Origin of the sequence: Saccharopolyspora griseoalba (assembly GCF_042665275.1) — a bacterium.
GTDB lineage: Bacteria > Actinomycetota > Actinomycetes > Mycobacteriales > Pseudonocardiaceae > Saccharopolyspora > Saccharopolyspora griseoalba.
Window position 1 is genome coordinate 228,484 of sequence record NZ_JBHTCJ010000007.1, and the last position, 25,483, is coordinate 253,966.

30 protein-coding genes are annotated in these 25,483 nt (G+C 71.2%); 9 read left to right on the top strand and 21 right to left on the bottom strand.

Features of this window, described 5'->3' with window-relative positions; genetic code table 11:
• The first annotated feature begins 126 nt into the window (after positions 1 to 126).
• The 3 genes from ACFQRI_RS27120 to ACFQRI_RS15735 all read left to right on the top strand — a co-directional run bounded on the left by ACFQRI_RS27120 (position 127) and on the right by ACFQRI_RS15735 (position 2,199).
• Positions 127 to 447, top strand: a complete 321-nt coding sequence (locus tag ACFQRI_RS27120; RefSeq protein ID WP_417750622.1) for a hypothetical protein — start codon at positions 127 to 129, stop codon at positions 445 to 447.
• A gap of 170 nt (positions 448 to 617) precedes the next feature.
• Entirely contained in the window at positions 618 to 1,415 is a 798-nt protein-coding gene (locus tag ACFQRI_RS15730) for an Rv0361 family membrane protein (protein WP_380669148.1), read from the top strand.
• Between the two features lie 82 nt (positions 1,416 to 1,497).
• On the top strand, positions 1,498 to 2,199 hold the full coding sequence (locus tag ACFQRI_RS15735) for a hypothetical protein (protein WP_380669150.1): 702 nt from the start codon (positions 1,498 to 1,500) through the stop codon (positions 2,197 to 2,199).
• A 105-nt stretch (positions 2,200 to 2,304) separates the two neighbouring features.
• On the opposite strand, the gene ACFQRI_RS15740 is transcribed toward ACFQRI_RS15735, so the two are convergent.
• From ACFQRI_RS15740 to ACFQRI_RS15760, 5 genes are all read right to left on the bottom strand, one after another.
• On the bottom strand, positions 2,305 to 4,662 hold the full coding sequence (locus ACFQRI_RS15740; protein WP_380669152.1) for an ATP-binding cassette domain-containing protein: 2,358 nt from the start codon (positions 4,660 to 4,662) through the stop codon (positions 2,305 to 2,307).
• A 62-nt stretch (positions 4,663 to 4,724) separates the two neighbouring features.
• Positions 4,725 to 5,135 (bottom strand): VOC family protein, encoded by a 411-nt coding sequence (locus ACFQRI_RS15745; protein ID WP_380669154.1) that lies wholly within the window; start codon positions 5,133 to 5,135, stop codon positions 4,725 to 4,727.
• 10 nt (positions 5,136 to 5,145) lie between these two features.
• Positions 5,146 to 5,583 carry a helix-turn-helix transcriptional regulator gene (locus ACFQRI_RS15750; protein ID WP_380669156.1) on the bottom strand — a complete coding sequence of 146 codons (438 nt, stop codon included), beginning with the start codon at positions 5,581 to 5,583 and terminating at the stop codon, positions 5,146 to 5,148.
• A gap of 34 nt (positions 5,584 to 5,617) precedes the next feature.
• Entirely contained in the window at positions 5,618 to 6,259 is a 642-nt protein-coding gene (locus ACFQRI_RS15755) for an MBL fold metallo-hydrolase (protein WP_380669158.1), read from the bottom strand.
• Positions 6,260 to 6,316: 57 nt separating this feature from the next.
• On the bottom strand, positions 6,317 to 6,985 hold the full coding sequence (locus ACFQRI_RS15760; protein ID WP_380669160.1) for a haloacid dehalogenase type II: 669 nt from the start codon (positions 6,983 to 6,985) through the stop codon (positions 6,317 to 6,319).
• Between the two features lie 207 nt (positions 6,986 to 7,192).
• On the opposite strand from ACFQRI_RS15760, the gene ACFQRI_RS15765 reads away from it, so the two are divergent.
• The gene (locus tag ACFQRI_RS15765; RefSeq protein WP_380669162.1) at positions 7,193 to 8,698 is read left to right on the top strand and encodes a long-chain-fatty-acid--CoA ligase; all 1,506 of its coding nucleotides are present in this window, start codon (positions 7,193 to 7,195) and stop codon (positions 8,696 to 8,698) included.
• 53 nt (positions 8,699 to 8,751) lie between these two features.
• On the opposite strand, the gene ACFQRI_RS15770 is transcribed toward ACFQRI_RS15765, so the two are convergent.
• Together ACFQRI_RS15770 and ACFQRI_RS15775 are read right to left on the bottom strand one after the other, a co-directional pair.
• Positions 8,752 to 9,399, bottom strand: coding sequence for a TetR/AcrR family transcriptional regulator (locus ACFQRI_RS15770; RefSeq protein WP_380669164.1), 648 nt, complete (start codon positions 9,397 to 9,399; stop codon positions 8,752 to 8,754).
• A gap of 211 nt (positions 9,400 to 9,610) precedes the next feature.
• Entirely contained in the window at positions 9,611 to 10,501 is an 891-nt protein-coding gene (locus ACFQRI_RS15775) for a CPBP family intramembrane glutamic endopeptidase (RefSeq protein WP_380669166.1), read from the bottom strand.
• Between the two features lie 205 nt (positions 10,502 to 10,706).
• Between ACFQRI_RS15775 and ACFQRI_RS15780 the strand changes: the two genes are divergently transcribed.
• Positions 10,707 to 11,939, top strand: a complete 1,233-nt coding sequence (locus tag ACFQRI_RS15780; RefSeq protein ID WP_380669168.1) for a glycosyltransferase — start codon at positions 10,707 to 10,709, stop codon at positions 11,937 to 11,939.
• 146 nt (positions 11,940 to 12,085) lie between these two features.
• Here ACFQRI_RS15780 and ACFQRI_RS15785 read toward each other — a convergent pair whose 3' ends face one another.
• The 6 genes from ACFQRI_RS15785 to ACFQRI_RS15810 all read right to left on the bottom strand — a co-directional run bounded on the left by ACFQRI_RS15785 (position 12,086) and on the right by ACFQRI_RS15810 (position 15,382).
• On the bottom strand, positions 12,086 to 12,463 hold the full coding sequence (locus ACFQRI_RS15785; protein ID WP_380669170.1) for a hypothetical protein: 378 nt from the start codon (positions 12,461 to 12,463) through the stop codon (positions 12,086 to 12,088).
• 56 nt (positions 12,464 to 12,519) lie between these two features.
• Entirely contained in the window at positions 12,520 to 13,149 is a 630-nt protein-coding gene (locus ACFQRI_RS15790; protein WP_380669172.1) for a DUF6346 domain-containing protein, read from the bottom strand.
• Positions 13,150 to 13,182: 33 nt separating this feature from the next.
• On the bottom strand, positions 13,183 to 14,256 hold the full coding sequence (locus tag ACFQRI_RS15795) for a WXG100 family type VII secretion target (RefSeq protein ID WP_380669173.1): 1,074 nt from the start codon (positions 14,254 to 14,256) through the stop codon (positions 13,183 to 13,185).
• Positions 14,246 to 14,557 (bottom strand): type VII secretion target, encoded by a 312-nt coding sequence (locus tag ACFQRI_RS15800; protein WP_380669174.1) that lies wholly within the window; start codon positions 14,555 to 14,557, stop codon positions 14,246 to 14,248. The genes ACFQRI_RS15795 and ACFQRI_RS15800 overlap by 11 nt, the downstream gene beginning before the upstream one ends.
• Complete coding sequence (locus tag ACFQRI_RS15805; protein ID WP_380669176.1) at positions 14,554 to 15,015, bottom strand: YbaB/EbfC family nucleoid-associated protein; 462 nt, start codon at positions 15,013 to 15,015, stop codon at positions 14,554 to 14,556. Before ACFQRI_RS15805 ends, ACFQRI_RS15800 begins: the two co-directional genes overlap by 4 nt.
• A gap of 94 nt (positions 15,016 to 15,109) precedes the next feature.
• Positions 15,110 to 15,382 (bottom strand): hypothetical protein, encoded by a 273-nt coding sequence (locus ACFQRI_RS15810; protein WP_380669178.1) that lies wholly within the window; start codon positions 15,380 to 15,382, stop codon positions 15,110 to 15,112.
• Positions 15,383 to 15,778: 396 nt separating this feature from the next.
• On the opposite strand from ACFQRI_RS15810, the gene ACFQRI_RS15815 reads away from it, so the two are divergent.
• Positions 15,779 to 16,939 carry an LLM class flavin-dependent oxidoreductase gene (locus tag ACFQRI_RS15815; protein WP_380669180.1) on the top strand — a complete coding sequence of 387 codons (1,161 nt, stop codon included), beginning with the start codon at positions 15,779 to 15,781 and terminating at the stop codon, positions 16,937 to 16,939.
• 52 nt (positions 16,940 to 16,991) lie between these two features.
• On the opposite strand, the gene ACFQRI_RS15820 is transcribed toward ACFQRI_RS15815, so the two are convergent.
• The gene (locus tag ACFQRI_RS15820; protein ID WP_380669181.1) at positions 16,992 to 17,375 is read right to left on the bottom strand and encodes an isomerase; all 384 of its coding nucleotides are present in this window, start codon (positions 17,373 to 17,375) and stop codon (positions 16,992 to 16,994) included.
• A 112-nt stretch (positions 17,376 to 17,487) separates the two neighbouring features.
• Here ACFQRI_RS15820 and ACFQRI_RS15825 point away from each other — a divergent pair, with 112 nt between their 5' ends.
• Both ACFQRI_RS15825 and ACFQRI_RS15830 read left to right on the top strand, forming a co-directional pair.
• The gene (locus ACFQRI_RS15825; RefSeq protein WP_380669183.1) at positions 17,488 to 18,264 is read left to right on the top strand and encodes a helix-turn-helix domain-containing protein; all 777 of its coding nucleotides are present in this window, start codon (positions 17,488 to 17,490) and stop codon (positions 18,262 to 18,264) included.
• A gap of 353 nt (positions 18,265 to 18,617) precedes the next feature.
• Positions 18,618 to 19,142: an NAD(P)H-dependent oxidoreductase gene (locus ACFQRI_RS15830; RefSeq protein WP_380669186.1), complete on the top strand. Its 525-nt coding sequence runs from the start codon at positions 18,618 to 18,620 to the stop codon at positions 19,140 to 19,142.
• A 10-nt stretch (positions 19,143 to 19,152) separates the two neighbouring features.
• Here the strand turns inward: ACFQRI_RS15830 and ACFQRI_RS15835 are convergent, their stop codons facing one another.
• The 4 genes from ACFQRI_RS15835 to ACFQRI_RS15850 all read right to left on the bottom strand — a co-directional run bounded on the left by ACFQRI_RS15835 (position 19,153) and on the right by ACFQRI_RS15850 (position 22,371).
• Complete coding sequence (locus ACFQRI_RS15835; protein ID WP_380669188.1) at positions 19,153 to 19,536, bottom strand: SdpI family protein; 384 nt, start codon at positions 19,534 to 19,536, stop codon at positions 19,153 to 19,155.
• 282 nt (positions 19,537 to 19,818) lie between these two features.
• A complete protein-coding gene (locus ACFQRI_RS15840; RefSeq protein WP_380669190.1) occupies positions 19,819 to 21,144 on the bottom strand; it encodes a wax ester/triacylglycerol synthase domain-containing protein in 1,326 nt (441 codons plus the stop codon).
• A 150-nt stretch (positions 21,145 to 21,294) separates the two neighbouring features.
• Positions 21,295 to 21,501, bottom strand: coding sequence for a DUF397 domain-containing protein (locus tag ACFQRI_RS15845; RefSeq protein ID WP_380669192.1), 207 nt, complete (start codon positions 21,499 to 21,501; stop codon positions 21,295 to 21,297).
• Between the two features lie 15 nt (positions 21,502 to 21,516).
• Positions 21,517 to 22,371 carry a helix-turn-helix domain-containing protein gene (locus ACFQRI_RS15850; protein ID WP_380669194.1) on the bottom strand — a complete coding sequence of 285 codons (855 nt, stop codon included), beginning with the start codon at positions 22,369 to 22,371 and terminating at the stop codon, positions 21,517 to 21,519.
• A gap of 206 nt (positions 22,372 to 22,577) precedes the next feature.
• Between ACFQRI_RS15850 and ACFQRI_RS15855 the strand changes: the two genes are divergently transcribed.
• Positions 22,578 to 22,805 carry a hypothetical protein gene (locus tag ACFQRI_RS15855; protein ID WP_380669196.1) on the top strand — a complete coding sequence of 76 codons (228 nt, stop codon included), beginning with the start codon at positions 22,578 to 22,580 and terminating at the stop codon, positions 22,803 to 22,805.
• 82 nt (positions 22,806 to 22,887) lie between these two features.
• Here ACFQRI_RS15855 and kynU read toward each other — a convergent pair whose 3' ends face one another.
• The 3 genes from kynU to ACFQRI_RS15870 all read right to left on the bottom strand — a co-directional run bounded on the left by kynU (position 22,888) and on the right by ACFQRI_RS15870 (position 25,429).
• A complete protein-coding gene (gene kynU / locus ACFQRI_RS15860) occupies positions 22,888 to 24,099 on the bottom strand; it encodes a kynureninase (RefSeq protein WP_380669198.1) in 1,212 nt (403 codons plus the stop codon).
• Positions 24,099 to 24,953 (bottom strand): tryptophan 2,3-dioxygenase, encoded by an 855-nt coding sequence (locus ACFQRI_RS15865; RefSeq protein WP_380669200.1) that lies wholly within the window; start codon positions 24,951 to 24,953, stop codon positions 24,099 to 24,101. The genes kynU and ACFQRI_RS15865 overlap by 1 nt, the downstream gene beginning before the upstream one ends.
• Positions 24,954 to 25,042: 89 nt before the next feature.
• Positions 25,043 to 25,429 (bottom strand): YchJ family protein, encoded by a 387-nt coding sequence (locus tag ACFQRI_RS15870; RefSeq protein ID WP_380669393.1) that lies wholly within the window; start codon positions 25,427 to 25,429, stop codon positions 25,043 to 25,045.
• Positions 25,430 to 25,483: the final 54 nt, after the last annotated feature.

Here is a 25,483-nt window from a genome sequence, read left to right on the forward strand (position 1 = left end):
CTCTACGCCGGCGACGGCGGGATCGCCGGGAGGGGGTGGCCAACTCCGAGATTCGACGACCACGCCCTGCACAGCCTGCCGCGCTGGCACGACGGGCATCGGATCGTCATCGGTGACGCACTGCACGTGGCGCCGCCGGCCTCCGAGCAGGGCGCGGCGCTGGCGGTGGAGGACGGCGTGGAGCTGGCCCGCTGCCTGCGCGACCTCCCGGCGGGCGAGGCGCTGGCCGCCTTCGAGCGCTTGCGCCGCGAGCGGGTGGAGGCCGTGGTCGCGGCCGGTCGGGCGGGCACCAGCCGCGCGCACCAGCCGGCGCTGGCCAAGCGGCTGCGCGAGCTGCGGAGCAAGGCCGGGCGGCTGATCGACTGGCAGCGCCGTCCCCCGACCGGTGGAGGTTGGACCTGCGATCACCACATCGAGTGGAACGAGAAGGCATCCGAATCGGGATGATCTTCGTCGGACCCTTCGGACATCCCGTTCGAAACCACCCCGCGGCCGAGGTGTTCAGGAGCGATCGAGGAGGTCACAGGCCGGTTGCGGTGTCGGCCTGTCTTGGACGACATGAGAGTGTTCGCGTACACGTGGAACGAACACAGCCGTGTCAACCCAGGAAGGTGTTCATGACCTCTCCGAACGAGCCCGGTCGCGACGACGCTGATCAGCGCGACGGGCAGGACTCCGCCGCCTCGACTCCCGCGGAGGAGCAGGCGCAGGCGCAGCCGGCCGCGGAGACGCCGGAGCAGGCCGAAGGGGCCGAGACGGCCTCCGCGGAGCGGTCCGGGGACACCGAGGCGGCAACCGAGCAGGAGGCGGGCGCGGACGCGACGCAGGGCGAGGAGCCCGCGGAGCAGGACCGGGCGGCCGACGAGGCCGAGACCTCCGCCGAGCAGACCGAGGTCGCGGCCGCCGCGGCGGCCCCCTCCGCCCAGCCCGCCGAGGGCCACGAGCAGGCCTCCGGCCTCGGCGAGGAGCTGGCCAGCGACGCGCCGAAGAAAAAGAAGACCGGCCTGCTCATCGGCGCGATCGCCGCAGGCGTGCTGGTGCTGGCTGCCGCCGGCGTCGGCGCCTACATGCTGTTTGCCGGCCCCTCGGCGCAGAACGTCGCGGAGAGCTACGCCGAGGTGACCAACCGGGAGACCCAGGACCCCGCCAGCGTCAACGTCGACGACTACAAGCCGCTGGTGTGCAACAAGGTCATGCCGCAGATCGAGCAGATCCAGAAGACCAAGGAAGCCTTCCTCAAGCAGGCCAAGCCGCAGGACCTGGAGATGCTCAAGCAGGTCAAGACCTCGGTCAAGAACGTCCAGGCCGACGGGGACAAGGGCAAGGTCGTGCTGGAGCAGACCGTGCCCGGCCAGCAGCCGCAGCAGCTCAACCTGAGCCTGGTCAAGGAGGACGGCTGGAAGCTCTGCGCGTGAGCGATCTCTCGTCGACCCCGGGCGCCGGCTAGAGTTGATCTCCGGTTGGCGCCCGGCGCGACCGTTCTGCAAGCTGGGAGCCATGGTGATGCGACTGCCCGGCCCCGCCGAGGTGCTCGGCGTGGCGAAGTCCGCGGTGGGGTGGGCGACCGGCTCGGCGGCGGCCGCTGCTGCGGTGCCCGGCCGCGTCCTCGGCGTGCTCGACGAGGTCGAGGCGCTGGTCGGCCGGGTCAGCGGGGCCGTTGACCGGGTGGAGGCCGTGGTCGAGCGCGCCGAGCGCGCGGCCGCGGGTGCCGAGTCCACCGTCGCGCAGGCCCGCGCGGTCGCCGACGAGGCCGAGGTCGCCGTGGTCGACGCGCGCAAGGTGGCCGCCGAGGCCGCGGGCGTGGTCGGCGGCGCTCGCGCGATCAGCGACGAGGCGAGCAAGACCGTGGCGAGCGCCCAGCGCACCGCGGGTACCGCCGACGAGCTGCTGGAGACCTACGCACCCACGGCCAAGCGCGCCGCGCCGCTGCTGGAGCGCTTCGTCGAGGAGCTCTCCGAGGCCGAGGTCGACGCGGCGATCAAGCTGGTCGACGAGCTCCCGGTGCTCACCGAGCACGTCCGCACCGACGTGCTGCCGATCCTGCACACCCTGGACCGGGTGGGGCCGGAGATCCACGAGCTGCTCGAGGTCACCTACGACGTGCGGCGGGCGCTGATCGGCATCCCCGGCTTCCAGTACTTCCGCCGCCGCGGCTCGACCCGCGTCGCCGAGCCGCGAGAACCCGAGATCGAGCAGTAGCCGCCCACCCCGGCTCAACCCCAACCGTCCGTTTCGGCGCGGCAGCGGCTGACGCGCGCCCGGTGCCGAAACCGGGATCGACCGGGCGTGGCCGGGGTCGCGGGATCACGCGCCGACGTAGTCGGCCAGGTGCTCGCCGGTGAGGGTGGAGCGCTGGGCCACCAGGTCGGCCGGGGTGCCCTCGAAGACCACCCGGCCGCCGTCGTGGCCGGCGCCGGGGCCGAGGTCGATGATCCAGTCGGCGTGCGCCATGACCGCCTGGTGGTGCTCGACCACGATCACCGACTTCCCGGCGTCCACCAGCCGGTCCAGCAGTCCCAGCAGCTGTTCCACGTCGGCCAGGTGCAGCCCGGTGGTGGGCTCGTCGAGGACGTAGATCCCGCCCTTCTCGCCCATCCGCGTGGCCAGCTTGAGCCGCTGCCGCTCGCCACCGGAGAGCGTGGTCAGCGGCTGGCCCAGGTGCAGGTAGCCCAGCCCGACGTCGTCGAGGTTGCGCAGGACCTTGTGCGCCGCAGGGGTTCTCGCCTCGCCCTCGCCGAAGAACGCCGCGGCCTCGGCCACCGACATCGCCAGCACCTCGCTGATGTCCTGACCGCCGAGCCGGTGCTCCAGCACCTCGGCCTGGAACCGCTTGCCCTCGCACTCCGGGCAGGTGGTGGCCATGCTTTCCATGATCCCCAGGTCGGTGAAGATGACGCCGTTGCCGTTGCAGTTCGGGCAGGCGCCCTCCGAATTGGAGCTGAACAGGGCCGGTTTCACCCCGTTGGCCTTGGCGAACGCCTTGCGGATCGGGTCGAGCAGGCCGGTGTAGGTCGCGGGGTTGCTGCGCCGCGAGCCGCGGATGGCCGACTGGTCGATGGAGACCACGCCCTCGCCGGCGGGGATCGAGCCGTGCACCAGCGAGCTCTTGCCGGAGCCGGCGACGCCGGTGACCACGGTGAGCACGCCCAGCGGCACGTCGACGTCGACGTCGCGCAGGTTGTTCGCGCTCGCCCCGCGGATCTGCAGCGACCCGGTGGCCTCGCGCACCGCGTCCTTGAGCGCGGCCCGGTCGTCGAGGTGCTGGCCGGTGGTGGTGTCGCTGCTGCGCAGTCCGTCCACGGTGCCCTCGAAGCACACCGCACCGCCGTCGGCCCCGGCTCCCGGGCCGAGGTCGACGACGTGGTCGGCGATCGCGATCATCTCCGGCTTGTGCTCCACGACCAGCACCGTGTTGCCCTTGTCGCGCAGCCGCAGCAGCAGGTCGTTCATCCGCTGGATGTCGTGCGGGTGCAACCCGATGGTCGGCTCGTCGAAGACGTAGGTGACGTCGGTCAGCGAGGAGCCCAGGTGCCGGATCATCTTGGTGCGCTGCGCCTCCCCGCCGGAGAGCGTGCCGGCCGGGCGGTCCAGCGACAGGTAGCCCAGGCCGATCTCGACGAAGGAGTCCAGGGTGTGCCGCAACTTGGCCAGCAGCGGCTCCACCTCGGGCTTGTCCAGGCCGCCGACCCACTCGGCGAGGTCGCTGATCTGCATCGCGCAGCAGTCGGCGATGTTGTGCCCGTCGATCTTCGACGAGCGGGCCTCGGCGCTGAGCCGGGTTCCGCCGCACTCGGGGCAGTCGGTGAGCGTGATCGCGCGGTCGACGAAGGCGCGGATGTGCGACTGCATCGACTCGCGGTCCTTCGCCAGCATCGTCTTCTGGACCTTCGGGATGATCCCCTCGTAGGTGAGGTTGATGCCCTCCACCTTGATCTTGGTGGGTTCGCGGTGCAGCAGGTCGTGCAGCTCGCGCTCGGTGAACTCGCGGATCGGCTTGTCCATGTCGAAGTAGCCGGAACCGGCGAAGATCCGGCCGTACCAGCCGTCCATGCTGTAGCCGGGGACCGTCAGCGCGCCCTCGTTGAGCGACTTCGAGTCGTCGTAGAGCGCGCTGAGGTCGAAATCGCTGCTCTGGCCGCGTCCTTCGCACGCGGGGCACATGCCGCCGACGATGCTGAACTCGCGCCGCTCCTTGACCGTCTGCCCGCCCTTCTCGAACTTCACCGCGCCCGCGCCGCTGATCGAGGCCACGTTGAACGAGAACGCCTGCGGCGAGCCGATGTGCGGATCGCCGATCCGGCTGAACAGGATGCGCAGCATCGCGTTGGCGTCGGTGGCGGTTCCCACGGTGGACCGCGCGTCGCCGCCCATCCGCTCCTGGTCGACGATGATCGCGGTGGTCAGCCCGTCGAGCAGGTCGACGTCGGGGCGGGCCAGGTTGGGCATGAAGCCCTGCAGGAAGGCGCTGTAGGTCTCGTTGATCATCCGCTGCGACTCGGCGGCGATCGTGGAGAACACCAGCGAGGACTTCCCGGAGCCGGAGACCCCGGTGAACGCGGTCAGCCGGCGCTTGGGCAGCTCCACGCTGATGTCGGCGAGGTTGTTCTCCCGCGCCCCCTGCACGCGGATCAGGTCGTGGCTGTCGGCGACGTGGGTGGCCATTCGGTTCTCCTCGGCTCGGGGCGCGGTCCGCGCGGTACGTCCCAATCGCAGTCTGCCAGCGCTCACCGACGCTGCTGGACGCGCAGCAGGTTGCCCGCGGGGTCGCGCACCGCGAAGTCCCGAACGCCCCACGGCTGGTCGGCCGGCTCCTGGACCACGTCGGCCCCGTTCCCCTGGACCCGGTCGAACGTGGCGTCGACGTCGGAGGTGGCCAGCAGGAGACCGGCGTAGGTGCCCTTGGCCATCATCTCGGAGATGACGCGGCGCTCCTCGTCGGTGATCCCGGGGTCGGCGGCCGGTGGTTGGAGCACGATCGACGTCTCGGGTTGGCCGGGCGGGCCCACGGTGATCCACCGCATGTCCTCGTGGCCGACGTCGAGCCGGACCTCGAAGCCGAGCACGTCGCGGTAGAACGCCACGGCGGCCTCCGGGTCGTCGTGGGGCAGGAAGCTCGAGCTGATGCTGATGTCCATGCCGTCGAGACTAGGAGCGCTGGCCGGACCGCGCTTCTCGATTCCTGACCGGTCGCGTCGCGGCCTTGACCAGGCACGAGGGCACCCCGGCCAGGTCGCGCGCGCGTTGCCGGTAGGCGCTCGGCGACATGCCGACGAGCTCGCTGAAGCGCGTGGAGAACGTGCCCAGCGAGCCGCACCCGACCTCGAAGCACACCTCGGTGACGCCGAGGTCCCCGCGCCGCAGCAGCGTCATCGCCCGCTCGATGCGCCGGGTCATCAGGTAGGAGTAGGGCGATTCGCCGTAGGCGGCCTTGAACTGCCTGCTCAGGTGCCCGGCGGACATGTGCGCTCCGCGGGCCAGGGCCTCCACGTCCAGCGGTTGCCGGTACTCCCGGTCGATGCGGTCGCGCACCCGGCGCAGGCGGGCGAGCTCGCGCAGCCGCGCGCCCTCCGATGAGCTGGTCACGCCCGCATCCTGCCACGGGATGCGGGCGGGCGGGTCAGTTCGGCGCCGCGCTGAGCAGCTCGTCGAGGGCCTCCTGCGCGCAGTCGGCCCACGGGCGGTCGAGCTCGGTCACCCCGGTCTCGCCGGCGAACGCGCTGGAGATGACCACGTCCGGGGTCAGCGCGGACAGCTGCCGCAACGTGGCGGCCAGCGAGTCCCGGTCGGAGTGCCCGGGCAGGTAGCCGGCGAACCAGTTGCCCTCGGCGGCGCGCACGATCGTGTCGCCGGTGAACAGGTAGGTCTTCCCGTCGGCCGAGGGCACCAGGAAGCAGGCGCTGCCGGGCGTGTGCCCGGGGGTGGGGATCACCTCGAAGCCGTGCTCGCTCTGCTGCCGGTCGAACGTGCCGTCGACCGCGCAGGTCTTCCCGGCGAGCGGCGCCTCGGTCGCGCTGATGTGCAGCGCCGAGCCGAACCGCTCCTTGATCGCGCGCAGCGAGGGCCCGATCTCGTCCTGGTGGCTGAGGTACTGGTGGTCGACCCCGCCGAGCTCGGCCAGCGCGTCGTGCTCGGCGGGCAGCGAGGTGTTGTAGAACAGCACGTTGCCGTCCGGTCCGGACCACAGGTACGCGCGGGTGTTGAGTCCGGGAGCGGGGTGCTCGGCCTCGGTCTCCCAGAGATCTTGCCTGATCTTGCGCATCTTCGACCTCCTCGGGTGGTTGCGGAACCGAGGCTAGGAGTTCGACTTAACTCGAAGTCAAGGCAGCGCCAGCAACCCGCGCGCCACCTCGACGAGGTCGTCGCCGACGACGTCCGCAGGAGCGAAGATCCTGCCGTAGCCGCCTTCGAGGCGGCGCGCCCAGCCGGTGGTCAGGCCCGCCCGCTTGGCGCCGTGGCAGTCCCAGGCGTGCACGGCGACCAGCGCGACGTCCTCGGCGGGGAGCCCGAGCCGGTCCAGGGCGTGCCGGTAGACCCGGGCGGGCGGTTTCCAGCTGGAGACCTCGGCGGTGGCGATGACCTGCTCGACGTGCGAGTCGAGTCCGCTGCGCGCCAGGAAGGCCTCGGTCGTGGCCGCGGCCCCGTTGGTCAGGCACGCCACCCGCACGCCGGACTCGCGCAGCATCCGCATCGCGGGTTCGGCGTCGCGGTGGGAGGGCAGGTCGGCGAACCCGGCGAGCACGTGCGCCACGTCGTCGTCGGAGGCGCGGTGCCCGCTCACCAGGCGCAGCGCCTCGCCGGCCGCGACCGGGAACGGCGCGTAATCGCCCGTGGCCGACAGCGCGAACCCGCACATCAGGGTCCGGGCGAACCACTCCCGCACGGCTCCGGCCGGTAGCCCGACCTCCTCGAAGCGCTCGCCCAGCGGTTCCAGCGAGATCAGCGTCTCGACCACGTCGAAGGCCACGGCGGCGGGGAGCTTGGCCATGCGGGCCCCCTCCGATCGGTCCGGCCGGCCACCGGCCGAGGGTAGCCGCTCGTCAGCGGCGGCTCGACCCGGCGAGCGGTGCGCCGCCGGTGCGGACCGCGCTCGGCTGAACCGGTGCGGTCTTGTGCGCCACGTCACGCGTGCGTACTCTGCCGGAGGCATACCGACTGGTCGGTACCAGATGTTCCCCGAGTTGACGGAGTGGGCATGGGATTCAACCTGGCGACGATGCTGCGGGAATCCGCGACCGAGCAGCCCGAGGCGCCGTTGTTGCACTTCGGCGCGCGCACCTTCGACTACCGGGAGGTCGACGCGCTCAGCGGGCGGGTGGCGGCCGGGTTGCGGGCCGCCGGGCTGCGGCCCGGGGACAAGGTCGCGGTGCAACTGCCCAACGTTCCGGAGTTCGTCTTCGCCTACTTCGGCATCCTCAAGGCCGGGATGGTCATGGTCCCGCTGAACCCGCTGCTGACGGCGCGGGAGATCGCCTACCACCTCGCCGACAGCGAGGCCGAGCTGCTGGTGACCTTCGAGCCCTTCGCCGAGGAAGCCGTCCGGGCGGCCGGCTCGGAGGTGCCCGTGCACGCCGTGCACCAGGGCGCGGAGCCGCCGGAGGGGACGAAGTCCTTCGAGCAGCTGTGCGCCGACGAGGGCACCGGCGAGATCGCCGCGGTGGACGCCGGCGACACCGCGGTGCTGCTCTACACCAGCGGCACGACAGGGCAGCCCAAGGGCGCCGAGCTGACCCACTTCGAGCTGTTCATGGCCTGCACGGTCGGGGGTGAGCGGTTCGGCGTGTCCCGCGAGGACGTCAGCGTCGTGGTGCTGCCGCTGTTCCACGTGTTCGGGCTGGTGACCGTGCTCGGCCCGGTGATCCGGTTCGGCGCTTCGGCGGTGCTGCTGCCCAAGTTCGACGCCGGGGCCGTGCTGGACGCCGTCGAGGCGCACCGCTGCACCATCTTCTCCGGCGTGCCGACGATGTACTTCGCCCTGCTCGGCCAGGAGCTCGACGGCCGCGACCTGTCGTCGCTGCGCGCGGGGATCTCCGGGGGCGCGGCGATGCCGGAGGAGGTGCTGCGGGAGTTCGAGCGGAAGGTGCCCAACATCGTGGTGCTGGAGGGCTACGGCCTGTCCGAGACCGCGGCGGTGGCGACGTTCAACTTCAGCGCCGAGGAGCGCAAGGTCGGCTCGATCGGCCGCCCGCTGTGGGGCGTGGAGGTCAAGATCTTCGACGACGACGACGTCGAGCTGCCACCCGGTCGGGAGCGCATCGGCGAGATCGTGATCCGCGGGCACAACACCATGAAGGGCTACTACCGGCGCCCGGAGGCCACCGAGGAGGCCTTCCGCAACGGGTGGTTCCACACCGGCGACCTCGGCTACCGCGACGAGGAGGGCTACTTCTTCGTGGTCGACCGCAAGAAGGACCTGATCATCCGAAGTGGGTACAACGTCTACCCGCGCGAGGTCGAGGAGGTGCTCTACGCCCACCCCGCCGTCCAGGAGGCGGCGGTCATCGGCCGGGCGGACCCGCGGCTGGGCGAGGAGGTCGTCGCGGTGGTCGCGCTGCAGGACGGTACCGCCCCGGACACCGAGGAGCTGCTGGCCTTCGCCCGCGAGCGGCTCGCGGGCTACAAGTGCCCCAGGGAGGTCCGCGTCCTCGACGAACTGCCGAAGGGGCCGAGCGGGAAGATCCTCAAGAAGTCCCTCCGGTAGCGACCGGACGCCGAGGTGGGCGGGCCGCTGCGGTGGTTCCCGATCGGGAGGGGTCAGCCGCCCGCCGCCCCGTCGAAGCCCAGGGTGCGGCGGAAGACGGTGAGCGCGGCGGCGCGGGCCTGCTGCTCCTCGGCTTCGTCGTGCTCGCGGCTGAAGAGCATGAAGCAGTTGCGCTCGACCAGCCACATCAACGACAGCAGCACCGCCCGCAGCTCGCCCTCGGGCAGCGAGACCCGCCCGCGCTCCCGGTCGCGGGTCAGCGCTTCTTCGAGCATGTCGACGTTGCGCTCCATGTACCCGCTCCAGAGCTCGCGGAAGGTCGCGTTGCTGGAGGCGAGCTCGGCCATGGCGCACAGCAGCCCGGTGTGCTCGCGCCACAGTTCGAAGGTGTGGTCGATCGCGGCTTCGGCACCGGCGACGAACCCGTCGCGGTAGAGCTCGCGCTGCCGTTCCAGCAGCGGTCCGACGACGCGGTGCGCGGTGGCGGTGAGGATCGATTCCTTGGAGTCGAAGTAGAAGTAGAACGCCGACCGGGACAACCCGGCGGCCGCGGCGATGTCGCCGATGGTCAGCCGGGTGGGGGAGTCGGCCTGGAGCAGGCGCTCGGTGGCGTCCAGCAGCGCCTTCTCCTGCAGGTCTCCCTGCCGGGGGCGCCGCCGCCCGTGCGGGGACGCGCTCTCGGCCGATTCGGTGGATGCCACGCAGGCGAGCATAGCCGCTGGTGGCTTGAATCAGTTTGCGGAATCGACACCGTGTCGAATAATGTCGACGCGTTGTGTTCCGGTTTTCTCGGCGGAGGGTCGGGAAAGGTGTGAGTCCGCGTTCACCTTGGTCCGGTTTTCTGGGGGTCCGGACCAAGGTGAAATGCACGTCGATTCCGCGTCCGCGGCGGCGCCGGGATCCCGGCCGCTGCTAGCGCACCGGTTCGCTCTCCCGGACCGGGTGCAGGCGCAGCGCGGTCGCGGCGACCACGACCAGCAGCGCCCAGCCGACCAGGCCGGTGATCCCGGCGATCGCCGGGTTGGGCGGTGCGGTCGCGTCGCCGAGCAGGAAGATCGCGCCCGCGGTGGCGTTGAGCGCGCCGTGGGCGATCGTCGCGGGCCACACGCTGCCCGAGCGCAGCCGCAGCCAGCCGAGGAGCACGCCGAAGAGCGCGCAGAACCCGACGAACATCGCGGCGGCCCACGCCCCGAGGCTCGGGTAGTTGTAGCCGAGCAGGGTCAGCGGGGCGTGCCAGGCGCCCCAGATCAGCCCGGAGAGCAGCAGGGCCGGCCAGACCCCGAGCTCGGTGAGCCGGGGGAGCAACCAGCCCCGCCAGCCCCACTCCTCGCCGAAGGCGGGAACGGCGTTGATCAGCGGTGCGATCAGCGGGCCCGCGACGAGCTGGATCAGCGCCAACGTCCCGGCGTCCGGCGTCGGTCCGGGCGCGGCGGCCAGCTGCTGCCGGAACAGGCTCAGTCCGGCCAGGTCCAGCGAGAGCAGGCCGAGCCCGGCGCTGAGCGCGATCGCGGCGGCCACGAGCAGCGGAACACCCAGCCAGGCGGCGGCGATGAGGGCGAACGTGCGTCCGCTGCGGGGTCCGAGACCGAGCCCGGTCTCGCGCGCCCACTCCCGCGCCGGGGTGCGCCGCACGGCCCACACGACCAGCACGCCGAGGGTCGGCGTGAACATCATCGCCGTGGCGACGAGCCCGGTCAGCGGCGTGTCCAGCGACCCGCCGGCGGCCCACAGCGGGGAGGCGGCCGCCCAGGCCGCGCCCAGGGCGACGACGAGGAAGACGGTGACCTCGCTCCGGAACCCCACGAATCCTCCTGCCAGCGCGCTCGCTCCCGGACATCCTGGCATCCGCGGGCGCTCGGGGTGGGCAGATCGAGCGGAAAAGAAGAAGAACGAGATTCGTCCATCCCGTTCTCACTTTATAGCAGGGGCTTTTGCTTGCGGTCCCGCCGGGGGTGGGGCGCACAATCAGCGCGCCGGTCGGTGAACCGGGTATCTGGGGAGTGGTGGAATGCGATTCTTGCTGTCGACGTACGGTTCGCGCGGGGACGTCGAGCCCTTCGTGGCGCTGTCGGCGCGCCTGACCGAGCTCGGTTCGGAGGTCCGGGTGTGCGCGCCGCCGGACGAGGAGTTCGAGGAACGACTGGCCGCGGTGGGGGCGACCGCGCTGCCGCTGGGGAGGTCCGCCAGGGAGGTGGTGGCCGAGGGGAAACCGTCCTCCGTGGACATCCGGGCGCGGGCGGCCGAGTTCGTCGCCACGCACACCGCGCAGCTGCGGCAGGTGCTGGAGGCGCGCGGATGCGACCTGGTGCTGGCCACCGGTCTGATCACCAACGCCGCCGGTGCTCGCTCGGTGGCCGATAAGCTCGGCATCCCCGCGGCCTACGCGACCTTCCAGCAGGTCACGCTGCCCTCGCCGCACCGAGGCCCGCTCGCCTACCCGGGCAAGCCGCTGCCCGAGAACGCCGACAACCAGCAGCTCTGGGAGCACGACGCGGCGAGCCAGGACGAGATCTTCGGCGAACCGCTCAACGCCGAGCGCGCCGAGCTCGGCCTGCCGCCGGTTGGCGACATCCGCTCCTACTACATCGGCGAACGCCCGCTGCTGGCAACCGATCCGGTGCTCGACCCGTGGGTGGAACCGAACCCGCAGGAGGTCGTGCAGACCGGCCAGTGGGTGCTGGAGGACCGGCGCCCGCTGCCCGCCGATCTGGAGGCGTTCCTGAACTCCGGCGAACCGCCGGTCTACGTCGGCTTCGGCAGCATGGGGATGCACGACTCGCCGGAGCTGTCGCGGGTGGTCGTCGAGTCGGTGCGCGCGCAGGGCAGGCGCGCGGTGCTCGGGCGCGGCTGGGTCGGCATGCGCGCCATCGACGACGCCGACGACGTGCTCGCGGTCGGCGAGGTCAACCACTCGGCGCTGTTCCCGCGCGTGGCAGCGGTGGTGCACCACGGAGGCGCGGGCACCACCCACGCGGCCGCCCGGGCGGCCGCACCGCAGGTGATCGTCCCGCAGCTGGCCGATCAGCCCTACTGGTCCCGACGCGTCGCGGACCTGGGCATCGGAGCGGCTCACGACGGTGCGGCCCCGACCGCGGAGTCCCTGTCGGCGGCGCTGCGCGAGGCGCTGGCTCCCGAGACGGCGCTGCGGGCGCGCTCGATCGCGGACCGGATGCGCACCGACGGCGCCAAGCTCGCGGCCGAGCACCTCGTCGAGCGAGCCGCGGGCGGATCGGCCCGCTAGGAGCTGCTCGGGAACGCGGCGCAGCCGCGGTTTCAGGCGCGGTGCCTTTTCATCGAAAGTCCCAGAGCGCGCCGCGCGCTCTGGGACTTTCGATGAAAAGGGCGAGTCGGCTCGCACGGCCGCGCACCGTGACACCGAAGCAGCCTCTAGCGCAGCAGCTGCGGTCGCACGGCGGAGATCGCCGCGACCGCGCGGTCCACGGCCCGCTTGCTGGGCAGGAGGAGCTCGGGGAGCTCTGGGTCGTCGTGCTCGAGGATTCGCGGATGCCGGTCGGTGAATCCCCGGTCAGCGGGTCGCAGCAGCAGCGCCGGGGGCTTCGACCTGGTCTCCGGGTCGTCCTTCGGCTTGGGTCGGGGCTCCTGACCGCGAACGGCCCGCAGCTCCGACCAGCCGATGAGATCGGTGTGGCCGTGCACCTGCAGCCACATGCCGCGCTCGTCGATGTGCACCCGGTGCACCCGGCGGAGCATCACCGCGGCCGCGATCATCCCGCCCAGTCCGGGCAGTCCGGAGAAGACGGCCAACTTCTCGAGGTCCGATGCGTCGCGGTGGTCGAGAAGGATCGACTGGGTCTGTCGTGCTACTGATCGGACTTGCGCGCTTCCTTGGCCTGCCGCCGTGCTTCCTTGTTCCGCCGGTTGGCTTCGGCGATTCGAGCCTTCTTCTGCTGCCACTCCTCGTCTTCTGCCTTGTCGCGTTGCTTCTTCGCCGCTCGTTCCTCCGGGGTTCCGAGGCTCTTCTCCAACAGCGTGCGGCGGCCCTGCCGGGTGAGAGCCGCCAGGACGGAGCCGGTGAGCAACAGGACGGCGGCGAAACCGCCGATCAGGTAGCTCAAGCTCAAGAGGAGCACGTAAGTGGCCTGGCCGTACCCGTCGGGTGAGGAGTACACGCGCTTGTCCGAGATCACCGCGCGGCCTCGCTGATGACCCCAGCTGATGGGCATCTTCTTGCCGATGTCCTCGGGAGTGAGGGAGCGGATGTCGACGACATCAGTCCACCTCTTGCCGGACTTGGTGTCGGTCATGGTGGCGTTGCACGCCCAGTAGGTTCCGAATCCTCGACGACTGATCGGCCCGTAGGCTTCGCAGCTGGTCGCCACGGCAGTGGCGTTGGCTGTAGTCCGCCGGGGAATTGCTGAGGTCACCGTGAGGGTCGTCAGCAGGATCGCGGTTACGCCGACGAGTCCGACGAGCAATCGCAACGTTCGCATGAACGGATTGTCTGATTTGAACACTCTTGCCGCCTACGCGTTGCCGTTTGGTTTCTGTTCGGATCCGTCATCGAGCTTCGCCGTTTCCTTGGCTGCTTCGAAGCCGAACTTGCTGACTCCCTTGTCGTCCCAACCTGCGGTGACCGGGCTGTAGCCGGGTTCTGCGAGATCTCCCTTGAACGCCGGTTTGAACGGGTTGGGCGGCGCGACGGAGTCCGGCGCAGCGGCGATCTTGGCGTCGGCGGCTTTGCTGACGTTGGACCAGGTGACCTTCTCCTGGTTCGGGTTGAGTCCGGGAGTTTCACCGAGGTTCCGGAAGAACCTATCAATTCCCTGCCGCATTGCCGTCGCAGCGGACCCGAGCTCGTCGAGCTTGCTCCAGAGGCTGTGCAGCACGTTGCCCAGCTTCTTCATCCACTCGGAAATCTTGTCCGCCCATTTGAGGGCGATCCGGATGACGTCAGCTATGGCGCCACCTGCAGCTACGCCCGCAGTGCAGACGGTTGCGATTCCCCACTTGAGCAAGCAGCTGATGATTTCGCTGATCGCGCCTGTGATGATGTCTCGAACGATCCCTCGCACCGCGGAGACCACGGCGCCGGCTCCTTGAACCGCCGACTCCATGCTCTTGCCGGCAGCCGAGAGCGCCGCGATCTTTTCGGTTATGTCGTTGCTGAGAGTCCGATAGCTGTCAGCTGCCTGGCCCTCCCATCCGGTCGTTCCGCGGGCCGCCTTGGCGTAGTCGTCTCCGGTCTTCTGCAGTTCCTGGCCGATGTTGGACCACGTGCTGGCCATGCCGCTGATGGCATCTGGGTTCCCCATCAGCGCGTCGAACGGCTCCCGGAGAAACGAGATGTTCTCGATAGCCCAGCCGAAGCCCCAGCTGATGAGTGTGCCGAGCGGATCTGCGGCGAGGCCGATGACGTCGACTCCAGCTCCGAGCGCGTTGAGCCCGAACGTGTCCCAGTCCTTGTTCTCGAACGACTGCTGGAGGGTGAAGAAGCTCTCAGCTGCGCCGCCGCCGCTCGCGGGGTTGGCGGTGTTGTTGTTCTCCGCTGCTGCTACCGATTCGTCGGCCGTGACGAGCAGGTCGCTCTCAGAAGTCAAGATCGACCCCCCTGATGATCGAGACGTTCTCCTGGTCGACCCGCTCGTACTCCGCGGCTGTGTCATCGAGGGCCGTCTTGAGCTCCTTCAGCGCCTCGTGGCCGGACTCGATGCCGTCCTTGACCAGCTCCGCCTGGGCCATGCACTGGGCGGCGAGGAATTGGCCGAAGATGCCGAAGGCGTTGGAGTCGAGGGTGGTCTCGGCTGCTCCGTGGGCGGCGTTGACGCGGTCGGCGAAGCCCTGCACCTGGTTGCTGTGCTGCTTGATGACCGGGACGTCCGCGCGGAAACCGTCGGTCATCGCAGGAAGCTCCCGTTCGAGAAGTCGTCGTCGAAGCCGTCCTCGTCCGGGCGGCGCCGCTGCTGGGGCTGCGACGCGGTTCCGGGGGCCTGCTCCTCGTCGGTGCCGTCGCCGGCGTAGCCGTTGGGCAGGCTGCTCTTGACGAAGTCCAGCGCCGCGCCGTCGCCGACGAACTGCTGCATGACCTCCACCATCTGGCCCGCGGCCTGGCGCTGGGCCTGGCGGACGGTCTGCATGATGCCGGCCGCGACCTGCTCGGGCTTGGGGTGCTGGAAGCCGTTGCCGAAGCTGATGTCCTCCAGCGCGCCGCTGCTGTTGACCCGCACCGTGATCTGGCCGTCGGCGGAGGTGGCGGAGGCGCCGACCTGGGTGAGCTCCTGCTGGGCCCGGTCGGTGTCGTCCTTGATGCGCTGGAGCTTCGAGTTGTAGTCGGCCAGCCAGTCGTCAGGTGTGGTCATCGAGCATCCGTCGGTCGTGGAATGGGACGGACCGCACGTTAATGGATCTTGTCGGACGTGTCCGGCGAATGACGGTGTTTCGGGTCACAGGTGGTCAGTGCAGGTCGCGCGGTCGCAGCGCGAGGGTGGCGGCCAGCCCCGCGATTCCGGTGGACACCAGGTACCCGCAGGCCAGCCAGGGGTTCCGCCGCCCGCGGCGAGCAGGGTGGTGATGATCAGCGGGGTGAGCCGGGACGGTGGACACCGCCGGGTTTCCGGTGGGGAAGAACAGCTCGTCGAACACCGGGCTCGCGGCGGCGCTGTCGAGGAAGAAGTCGCACCACTCGACGCTGGTGCCGATCAGGCTCGACGTGATCGCGGTGCGCACGTCGGCACGGGTGATCTCGCGCGCCTCGGGCGCTCGTGCAGGGCCGCGGGCGTTGGGTGTCTCCGGGAAAGCGTTGTGCGGGCACGGTTCTCAGCTGCCCCGACACGCTGCGGAGGCGATCAGCAGCAGGGCGACGTGCTGGCGGGTGGTCAGCGGGGCGGAAGGCGGCACGCGGGCAACGCACCGACCGCACGCCATGCTGTGAAATAACGTCCCATATAGTGAAAACATGCCGAGCGGTGATTGACCCCCTGCAACCGCCGGTGCTGCGCTGTCCTGCGTGAGGGGAACCGAACTGACCGAGCGCCGACACGTGGATCTCCAGCGCGTCGTGGCGCAGGGCTGTCGCCCGCCCGCCGCAGCCCGTTCCGCCCGAACTCGTCCGCTGGAGACCCCATGTCGTTGACCTTCCACTGGTTCCTGCCCACCTACGGCGACAGCCGCTACCTGGTCGGCGGCGGCCACGGCGTCGCCACCCACACCGCAGGCGGTGCGCGCCCGGCCACGCTGGCCTACCTCGGCCAGATCGCTCGCAGCGCCGAGCAGCTCGGCTTCGAGGGCGCGCTGACGCCCACCGGCGCCTGGTGCGAGGACGCCTGGCTGTCCACGGCGATGCTCGCCGAGGTCACCGAGCGGCTGAAGTTCCTGGTGGCCTTCCGGCCCGGTCTGCTCTCGCCGACGCTGGGCGCCCAGATGGCGGCGACCTACCAGCGGCACTCAGGCGGGCGGCTGCTGCTCAACGTCGTCACCGGCGGCGAGAGCCACGAGCAGCGCGCCTACGGCGACTTCCTGGACAAGAACGCCCGCTACGCCCGCGGCGACGAGTTCCTGCAGGTCGTGCGCTCCCTGTGGCGCGGAGAGCGGGTCGACTTCCGCGGCGAGCACGTGCGCGTCGAGGGAGCGGAGCTGACCCGGCTGCCCGACCCGGTGCCCGCGATCTACTTCGGCGGCTCCTCGCCCGCGGCGGGCGACGTGGCGGCCGAGCACGCCGACGTCTACCTGACCTGGGGCGAACCGCCGCAGCAGGTGGCCGAGAAGGTCTCCTGGATCCGCGAGCTCGCCGTCGCGCGGGGTCGCACCCCGCGCTTCGGCATCCGACTGCACGTGATCAGCCGCGACACCGCCGAGCAGGCCTGGGCCGAGGCGCGCCGCCTGCTCGACGCGCTGGACCCGGCGAGCATCGAGCGCGTGCAGCGGGGCCTGTCGCGCAGCGAGTCCACCGGCCAGCAGCGGATGCTGGAGCTGCACCAGGGCTCCACCGACGACCTGGAGATCTACCCGAACCTGTGGGCCGGGGTGGGTCTGGTGCGCGGGGGAGCGGGCACGGCGCTGGTCGGCAGCCACGCCGAGGTCGCCGAGCGCATCGAGGAGTACCACGCGCTGGGCATCGACGAGTTCGTGCTCTCCGGGCACCCGCACCTGGAGGAGGCCTACTGGTTCGGCGAGGGGGTGCTGCCGATCCTGGAGCGGCAGGGCCTGTGGCGGCACCCGGCCCGCGCGGAGGAGCCCGCTCCGGCGGCCGTCCCGTTCGCCGGGACCCCGCAACCGGCCTCTTGACCGCCGGGCTCGTGCGCGGGGTGTCCCGCGGAACACCCCGCGCACGGGTCGATCACGCGTCGTGCTCGGCTTCGAAGCCTTCCGGTGGCTGGTCGAGGAACACCGTCACCGCGCGGATCCGGTCGTCCTGGTCGAGCTCGATCACGTCGGTCCCGGTCGCGAAGGGAGCGTCGGCGTCGGTGAGGATCTGCCACTTGAGCCGGGCGTGCCGGTCGTTGACCTGCGGTTGTTCGCGCAGGCGCAGCGACACCTCGCCCACGTGCGCGACTAACTCCTCGCGGAAGTCCATCAGTGCCTGCGCTCCGGTGCGGGTCCCGAACAGCGCGCGGTACTCGACGCCCTCGGCGAAGACCTCGTCGGCGAGCGCGCGCTGCTCCTCGGCTCCGGTGTTCCAGAACCGCACGTACTGCTGAAGTCGATCCGGTGCTCGGGTCATGGTCGCTCTCCTTCGTCCGATGTCGTGCCCACGACCCTGCGCCTCGTCCTGCGGCGCGTCGATGACCTGCGAGGTCATTGCCCGGCGCAGCGCGCGGGGGCAGGCTGGGCGGATGACGACCACGGTTGAGCCGGTCGGTGCGCTGCTGCGGGGCTGGCGCGAGCGCAGGCGGCGCTCGCAGCTCGACGTCTCGCTGGCCGCCGACCTCTCGACCAGGCACTTGAGCTACGTCGAGACCGGGCGGGCGAACCCGAGCCGGGACCTGATCCGCAGGCTCTGCGACGAGCTGGACGTGCCGCTGCGCGAGCGCAACGCCGTCTACCTCGCCGCGGGGTTCGCCCCGGCGCACCCGGAACGCCCGCTGGCCGACCTGGGCGCGGCCCGCGATGCGGTGGAGGCCGTGCTCGCCGGTCACGAGCCGAATCCGGCGCTGGCGGTCAACGTGCGCTGGGAGCTGCTGGCGGCCAACCGGGCGATGCGCGGCTTCCTCGGCGACCTCCCGGCGGGCCTGCTGGAACCGCCGGTCAACGTCCTCGAAGCGACCCTGCACCCCGACGGCATGGCCGGGCGCATCCGCAACCTCGCGCAGTGGCGCGCCCACGTGCTGCGCCGGGTCCGACGCCAGCTGCAGCGCACCGCTGCCGAAGGCCTGGCCGAGCTGCTGGCGCGGCTGGAGAGCTACCCGGCCGGCGCGGAACGCGCGGCGGACGCCGCCAACGACCTGGTGGTCCCGCTGCGGCTGGCGTCCGACGACGGGGAGCTCGCGCTGCTGTACACCACGACGGTGTTCGGGTCGCCGCGCGACGTCACGCTGGACGAGATCGCCATCGAGACCTTCTTCCCCGCCGACCGGGCCACCGCCGAACTCCTCCGCGCCCGGAGCTCCTGAACCGGCCCGAACTGCCCCGGTGCGAGATGTTCTCGGCCGCGCGACGTCCACGGTCCGAGACGGGTGGACAGCGCTCGGCCGCTTTGATGGCATTGCGGCGTGCCGCTCGAAACCAGGCTGACCCGACGCCGCCACGTCGATCTGCGACGCGTCGGCGCGCAGGCCTGTCGCTGAGCTCTCCCGCGATCGGCGGTTGATCCCGCCGCATCCGCCAGGCGCGTCAGCGCCCGAACCCTCCCTCTCTCGGTGTTCCGCGCGGTTTCGCGCGTCCCGCGGCGGAAGCGCGCGTCACGGAATCGTTTCCGGCGGCGATAGACCTCGCGCACCGAGCAGCGACCGGCCCAGGAGGCACCATGAGGACGACCCTGATCACCAGCACCCAGCATCCCCGGCTCCGCCTCGGCGAGATCGCCCGCGCCGCCCGCAGGCACCTGAGCGCCACCGGCGCCGCGGTCACCACCGTCGAGACCGACGCCCTGCCGCACTCCGCCCTGCTGGCCGGCACCCGGCACCCGGCCGTGCGCCGCGCCGAGGCGGCGGTCGCGGGGGCGGAAGCCCTGGTCATCGTCACCCCGCGCTACGAGCCCTCGGGCAGCGACCCGCTCCGCACCTTGCTCGCCGACCTCCCGGCCCGCGCCCTGCGCGGCAAACCCGTCCTCCCCGTCGGCCTGGGAGCCCACCGCGCCCACGCCGCCGGCCTGACCCGGATCGCCGGTCCGCCCGGGCGCGCCCTGCCCGGCTGCTTCCTCCACGACACCTGGCTGGAGAAGCGCCTCGGTCGCTGGCAGCTGACCGCCGACGCCGACGACCGGCTCGCCGAAGCCCTGGCGGCCCTCCGCGCGGGGAGCAGCGCGGAACCCCAGCGCTTGGCGTCCTGATCTCCGCGGCTCAGCCGTCGACGGCGGCCCGCGCGGCCCGGTCGGCCCGCCGAGCGGCGGCGAGGAGCAGGCCGATGACCGCGGCCGTCCCGACGGCGGGAACCGCGAAGAACCAGGCGGGGGACGATCCTGACGCGGCGCCGAGCAGCCCGAGACCGATGGTCGCGCCGCCGAGGGCGTAGCCGGTCCTGGCGGCGACCATCATCCGCGCGCTCGCCGCCAGGTGCCCGGCCCGCCACGCCGCATCGGACGCTCTGGTGGCCCTGGTGCGGATGCCGATGGCGGCGTTGCGCCCCAGGTTCCCGCTCGCGATGGAGCGCGTGACGGCGTGCAGGACCACGGCGAGGAGCAGCAGCTCCGCGGCGAATAGGAACAGCCCACCGCTGGCTTCCACTCCTCGACCTCCTCGCGACCGCTTCTCGCGCAGCGGAGTTTGCCAGCCGGAGGTCGATGTCGTGAAGCGGCCCGGCCGACCGGGGATTGCTTGGGAATTGCTTTGCTCGGCGGTGCGGGTGGCAGAACCTCCAGCGGCTCCGTGGCTGCGGGTGCCGCTCCTCGTGCAGCGACCTGCGCGGCGTCGCGGCCGTCCGCACCACGAAGCCGCTGGAGAACCTGCGGAGGTGCGGGCTGGGTCCCACACCTGAAACAGCGGCTCCGCCGCATTCCCAAACAGCCCCTAGGCGACCCGCTCGACGTCGCCGACGAAGCGGTGCAGGGCCTGGTCGACCGCGGCTTCCAGGTGGGCGGGCGCGGTGATGATGCCGGGGTCGATGGAGGCGGCGAGCACGACTTCGTCGCCGGAGGTGAACGTCGTGAACGCCACGGGGCAGCCGACCGCGGGCGACACGGCGGTGAAGGTGGTGACCTCGGCCCGGCCGACCCGCAGCCGACCGCCGCGGCCCACGTTGCTGGCGACCAGGTCCGACCGGGCGAACAGCCGCAGGTGGAGCCGGCGGCGGATCTTCGCCGGGAGCAGGTGCATCAGCTCGGGCACGACCGGTCGACGCGCCGAGCTCGTCGCGCTCTCCCGCGCTGCTCGCGCGGTTTCGCCGATGGCGGGCAGGTTCCCGGTCCGCAGGTCGTCGCGGTCGAGCACCACCACGCCGCTGGTGAGGGCGATCGACCCGTCCTGCTCGGCGTCGGGCGAGCTCGGGCGGGTGCTGATCGGCATGATCAGCACCGAGGGCTCCTCCGGCCAGCCCAGGTGCTCCGATTCGGCGTGCGAGACGATCAGCAGGAAGAGGTCGTTGTGCCGCCCGCGGTGCGCCCGCGCGGACCGCGCCCAGGACTCGGCCGGGACCTTCCAGATCGCGATGCGCTGACCGCTGCGGGTGCGCCCGAGGTGGCCCGGTGGCGGCGGGGCGGACCAGATCTGCAGCTCGTCGCGCAGCGCAGCGCGTCCGCTCCGGGTGAGCGCAGCGGCGGCAGCGCGGCCCGCGGCGGACGCGGTGCGGCGCGACCACGTCAGCAGCGCGCGAGCGGCGTGACCGGCACCGCTGCTGCGGTCCTCGACTTCTTCCATCGAAGGGGAACCGGGCCGCGCGCCGAAGGCCTGCTGGAACGCGGTCAGGTAGGTCAGGCCGTCGCCCATGCAGTGGTGCAGTCGCAGCACCAGCACGCTGCGACCGCCGGACAGGCCGCGGAAGTACAGCGCCTGCCACGGCGGCCGGCCGCGCTCGAACGGCCGCTCCAGGTGGTCGGGGAGGCGGGCGAACGCCGCGTCGAGACCACCGCTGACCGAGACCTCGGTGAGGTGGTCGTCGATGCGCACTTCCTCGGCGAGCGACCAGTGCACCGCCCACGGCGCCCGCCGCACGACCCGCTGGCGGAACCGCGGCACCGCGGCGACGAGCTCGCGCAGCGCCCCGCGCAACTCCTGCGGATCGAGCTCGGCATCCAGCACCAGCGGGAACACCATCGAGACGTTGACCTGTCGCGCGGCACCGACCGTCAGGTAGGTCAGGTCCGCCACGCCCATCTCGCGGCGGAACGTCAAGCGCAAACCGGAAGCTCCTCGGCAGATCGATGTCGGCAGCGGCTCCGGCGCCCCGCGATGGTCAGCTCCGCTGCTGGGGCGCTTTTTTCATCGAAGGGAACCACCACCGGCTCCCTCGCGTGCGCACCGGTGGTCCCGGGCCGGGTGCGAAGGTGGTCAGCCGAGGTCGCCGGAGCGGAGGCGAGCGGTGAAGGCCCGCCACTGGCTGGGGTCGAAGGCGAGAACGGGACTCTCGTCTCCTAACTTGCTGTCCCGGACTAATCGCCGGTCAGCCGCGAAAGCCGCCTCGACGCACTGGGTGTTCGCCGCGCTGTAGCTGCTCTTGAACCATTGGGCATTCGTGTGTTCCGGGTTGGTGCTCACCGGTTTCCCTCCGCTCTAGCCGAGATCGGCTGCGACCTTGGCGATGAAGTCGCGGGACTCGACGGGGCACAAGGCCGCCGCCTGCAGACGTCCCCATAGCCGAGAATAGGTCGCGATCGCGTCGTTGTCTTCGAGATAACGAGCGTCGTCGAACGATTCGACGTAGACGAAGTCCAGCGGTGCGACTCCCTGAGCGGGGATGTTGAGCATGGTGAACCGGAAGATGATGCGACCGGCGAACGTCTTGGCGTCGAAGGGGAGCACCTGCAGCTGCACGTTGGGCAGGCGCGAGACCTCGACGAGGTGGTCGAGCTGGTCGCGCATCACCTCGGAGCTCCCGACGATCCGCCGCAGGCACGACTCCGACAAGATGAACGACACGTCGGGCGGATCGGTCCGGCCGAGGACCGATTGGCGTTCCTGCCGCGCGTGCACCGGATCATCCAGCTCGTCGGTTCCAGACGGCTCCTCCTCGTGGATGGCCCTGATGTAGTCCTCGGTCTGGAGCAACCCCGGGATGATCTCGACCTCGACGGACCTTATGGCAGCGGCATCGCGTTCGAGGTCGACGAACATCCGGAACCAGTCGGGAAACGTCGACCGGTATCCCGACCAGCGGGCTCGCTGGTTCTGGCCGCGGGCCAGGTCCAGCAGCACCTCGGTGCGCTCGGGGTCGACGCCGTAGAGATCGCTGAGCAGCTTGACGTCGCCGGCTTGGATGCTGTTCTGGGCGAGTTCGATCCGGCTGATCTTGCTGACCCGACAGCCGAGGTGCTGGGCGGCGCGCTCGGGTCCGACGCCTGCTCCGCTGCGCAGCCGCTTGAGCTCGTTGGACAGCAGCAGGCGGCGGACGGTCGGGGTGGTGGCCATCGGGCGGCTCCTCCAAGCAGCGGATCGATCGCGAACAGTATCGATCAATCGACGCGCCTTGGAGATCACTCAATTTAGCGATTCGGGTGTAGGAATCCTACATTCGCCGCCGCTGCGGCCGATGTTGTTGGTGCCCGGCGGGCAACCCTCCGTCCCCTGCGCCGCCCGCCGGGCTTCCCGATTTCGCAGCGAAGGGACGATGTCCGGTGCACGACGAGGTTCAACGGCACTTCTGGCTCCCGGTCGCCGACCCCGGTGGTCGCGGCGGCACCCGCCACGCCTTCCCGGGCAGGCGCTGGGAGGGCGAGCGCACCCGCGAGGCCATCTGCGGCGAGCAGCTGCCCCTGGCCAACCCGTCCGAGATGGACTGGATCTGCCACCCCACCTGCACAACCTGCTGGAACACACTGCGCAACAAGCAGTTTGGCCGCTAACTGCACGCCCCGAGGCGTGCAGTTGGCGGCCAAGCTGCTTGTCACCCCGAGCCCCTCGAAGATTGGTGGTGTCGCGGCTGGGTTACTCGAGGAGGTTGGTGAGGGTGCGGAGGCCTTGGTGGAGTTCGGTGTAGGTGGTGGTCAGGGGGGAGAGGCCGATGCGGAGGCCGTCCGGGGCGCGGAAGTCGGGGATGACTCCGCGGGTCCAGAGCTCGTCCTTGATCCCGGCGAAGTCCGGGCGGCGGAGGGTGATGTGGCCGCCTCGGCGGCGCGGGTCGCGCGGGGACGCCAGCTGCACGCCTCGGTCCAGCAGCCAGGTGTCGGCGAGCTCCAGGGCGAAGTCGGTGAGCTGCAGGGACTTCTCGCGGATCGCGTCCATGCCCGCTTCTTCGAGCAGGTCCAGGGCGGTGATCAGCGGGAGCATCGCCAGGATCGGGGGTGTGCCGCTGAGCGCGGAGCGGACGCCCTCGGCCGGGTGGTAGCCCGGGCCCATGGTGAACGGGTCGGCGTGGCCCATCCAGCCCCAGATCGGTTGCTGCGTGTGGTCCTGGTGGGTTCGGTTGACGTAGCCGAAGGCGGGGGAGCCGGGGCCCGCGTTGAGGTACTTGTAGGTGCAGCCGACCGCGAAGTCGACCTGCCAGGCGTCGAGGTCGACCGGGACGGCGCCTGCCGAGTGGCATAGGTCCCACAGCACCAGGGCTCCCGCTGCGTGGGCGGTGCGGGTGATGGCGGCGGCGTCGGCGACGTGGCCCGAGCGGTAGGCGGTGTGGCTGAACACCACCAGGGCCGTGTCCTCGCCGACCGCTTCGGCGACCTGCTCGTCGGTGATGCCCGCCGCGGGGTCGGTGGTGATCCAGCGCAGGTTCAGGCCGCGCTCGGCGGCGATGCCCTCCAGGACGTAGCGGTCGGTGGGGAAGTTGTCGGTGTCCAGCACGATCTCGCCGCGGTCCGGGCGGGCCTGCAGCGCCGCGCGGGCCAGCTTGTAGAGCAGGACGCTGGTGGAGTCGGCCACCACGACCTGGCCCGGGGCCGCGCCGAGGGCGAGCTCGCCGAGGCGGTCGCCGATCCGCAGCGGCCAGTCGAGCCAGCCCTCGCCCCAGCCGCGGATGAGCCTGCCGCCCCAGTCCTGGCGGACGAACTCGTCCATCCGCTCGGCGGTCGCGCGGGGCGGGCGGCCCAGCGAGTTGCCGTCCAGGTAGGCGACCACGTCCGGGGACTCGACAAAGCGGTCCCGGAAGTCGCGCAGCGGGTCGGCTTCGTCCAGCGCGCGGGCCTTCGCCAGCAGGTCGTCCATCACTCTCCGATCTCGGTGCGAACCTCGTACAGCTCGGGGAAGAACGTCAGGTCCAGCGCTCGCCGCAGGAAGTCCACGCCGCTGGACCCGCCCGTCCCGCGCTTGTGGCCGATCACCCGCTCCACGGTCTTGAGGTGGCGGAACCGCCAGACCTGGAAGTTCTCCTCCAGGTCGACCAGCTCCTCGCAGGTCTCGTAGGCGTCCCAGTTCTCCCGGCGGTTCTCGTAGATGCCGCGCAGCACCGGCACCAGCTCCGGGGTGAAGGTGTGCGCGAGGCGCACGTCGCGCTGCAGCAGCGAATCCGGGATCGGATGGCCGCGGCGGGCGAGGTAGCGCAGGAACTCGTCGTAAACGCTGGGCTGCTCGCGCAGCTCGGTCAGCAGCGCGAGCGCGTCCTCGTCGTGCGCGAAGACCTCCAGCATCTCGGCGTTCTTGTTGCCCAGCACGAACTCCACCGCGCGGTACTGCACCGACTGGAAGCCCGAGGAGCGCCCCAGGAACCCGCGGAACTCCATGTACTCCGAGGGGGTGAGCGTGGCCAGCACCGACCACTGCTCGGTCAGCGTGCGCTGGATGTGCTTGACCCGGGCCAGCGCCTTGAGCGCCGGCTTGAGCCGGTCGCCCGCCAGGTGGTCGTGGGCGGCGCGCAGCTCGTGCAGCACCAGCTTCAGCCACAGCTCGGTGGTCTGGTGCTGCACGATGAACAGCATCTCGTCGTGGTGCTCGGGATCGCTGATCGGCTGCTGCGCCGACAGCAGCAGGTCCAGGCGCAGGTAGTCGCCGTACGTCAGCTCGTCGCGCAGGTCGCGGACGACCTCGTCCTCGATCAGCCGGGTGTTGGCGGAGTCAGCCATGCGGTGAAGCCTCCCCCGTGCCGGGCGCGTGCGTCGACCCGCTGACGTTAACGCGAAGCGAGCCCCGGCGCGGGGTTTCGACCAGGACCTCAGTCGTGGTCGCCGTCGACGTAGAGCCACTGGCCGTCGACGCGGGTGAAGCGGCTGCGCTCGGTGAGCTCGCCGGTCTTGCCGTGCAGGCGGTAGCGGGCGCGGAAGCGCACCTCGCCCTCGGCGTCGAACGGGCCGCCGCCGGTGCGGTCGAGGACTTCCAGGCCGGTCCAGCGCTGCTGCGGGTCGAGGTCGAGCTCGGCGGGGCGGGTCGAGGGGTGCCATGTGGCCAGCAGGTAGTCGGCGTCGCCGACGGCGAAGGCCGCGTAGCGCGAGCGCATCAGCTGCTCGGCGGTGGCCGCCCGCTGGCCGGCGTGCAGCCGACCGCAGCACCGGTCGAAGGGCTCGCCGAGCCCGCACGGGCAAGGACGCGAAGTGCTCACCAGGCGATTCTCGCACCGCCGGTGGGCCGGTGGGCGACCCGCCCACCGGCCCGCTCG

Bases quoted from the DNA above. Each gene is read 5' to 3' on its own strand.
- ACFQRI_RS15730 (WP_380669148.1), top strand. From the start codon at position 618: ATGACCTCTCCGAACGAGCCCGGTCGCGACGACGCTGATCAGCGCGAC.
- ACFQRI_RS15735 (WP_380669150.1), top strand. From the start codon at position 1,498: ATGGTGATGCGACTGCCCGGCCCCGCCGAGGTGCTCGGCGTGGCGAAG.
- ACFQRI_RS15740 (WP_380669152.1), bottom strand. From the start codon at position 4,662: ATGGCCACCCACGTCGCCGACAGCCACGACCTGATCCGCGTGCAGGGG.
- ACFQRI_RS15745 (WP_380669154.1), bottom strand. From the start codon at position 5,135: ATGGACATCAGCATCAGCTCGAGCTTCCTGCCCCACGACGACCCGGAG.
- ACFQRI_RS15755 (WP_380669158.1), bottom strand. From the start codon at position 6,259: ATGCGCAAGATCAGGCAAGATCTCTGGGAGACCGAGGCCGAGCACCCC.
- ACFQRI_RS15760 (WP_380669160.1), bottom strand. From the start codon at position 6,985: ATGGCCAAGCTCCCCGCCGCCGTGGCCTTCGACGTGGTCGAGACGCTG.
- ACFQRI_RS15765 (WP_380669162.1), top strand. From the start codon at position 7,193: ATGGGATTCAACCTGGCGACGATGCTGCGGGAATCCGCGACCGAGCAG.
- ACFQRI_RS15780 (WP_380669168.1), top strand. From the start codon at position 10,707: ATGCGATTCTTGCTGTCGACGTACGGTTCGCGCGGGGACGTCGAGCCC.
- ACFQRI_RS15790 (WP_380669172.1), bottom strand. From the start codon at position 13,149: ATGCGAACGTTGCGATTGCTCGTCGGACTCGTCGGCGTAACCGCGATC.
- ACFQRI_RS15800 (WP_380669174.1), bottom strand. From the start codon at position 14,557: ATGACCGACGGTTTCCGCGCGGACGTCCCGGTCATCAAGCAGCACAGC.
- ACFQRI_RS15805 (WP_380669176.1), bottom strand. From the start codon at position 15,015: ATGACCACACCTGACGACTGGCTGGCCGACTACAACTCGAAGCTCCAG.
- ACFQRI_RS15815 (WP_380669180.1), top strand. From the start codon at position 15,779: ATGTCGTTGACCTTCCACTGGTTCCTGCCCACCTACGGCGACAGCCGC.
- ACFQRI_RS15820 (WP_380669181.1), bottom strand. From the start codon at position 17,375: ATGACCCGAGCACCGGATCGACTTCAGCAGTACGTGCGGTTCTGGAAC.
- ACFQRI_RS15825 (WP_380669183.1), top strand. From the start codon at position 17,488: ATGACGACCACGGTTGAGCCGGTCGGTGCGCTGCTGCGGGGCTGGCGC.
- ACFQRI_RS15830 (WP_380669186.1), top strand. From the start codon at position 18,618: ATGAGGACGACCCTGATCACCAGCACCCAGCATCCCCGGCTCCGCCTC.
- ACFQRI_RS15850 (WP_380669194.1), bottom strand. From the start codon at position 22,371: ATGGCCACCACCCCGACCGTCCGCCGCCTGCTGCTGTCCAACGAGCTC.
- kynU (WP_380669198.1), bottom strand. From the start codon at position 24,099: ATGGACGACCTGCTGGCGAAGGCCCGCGCGCTGGACGAAGCCGACCCG.
- ACFQRI_RS15865 (WP_380669200.1), bottom strand. From the start codon at position 24,953: ATGGCTGACTCCGCCAACACCCGGCTGATCGAGGACGAGGTCGTCCGC.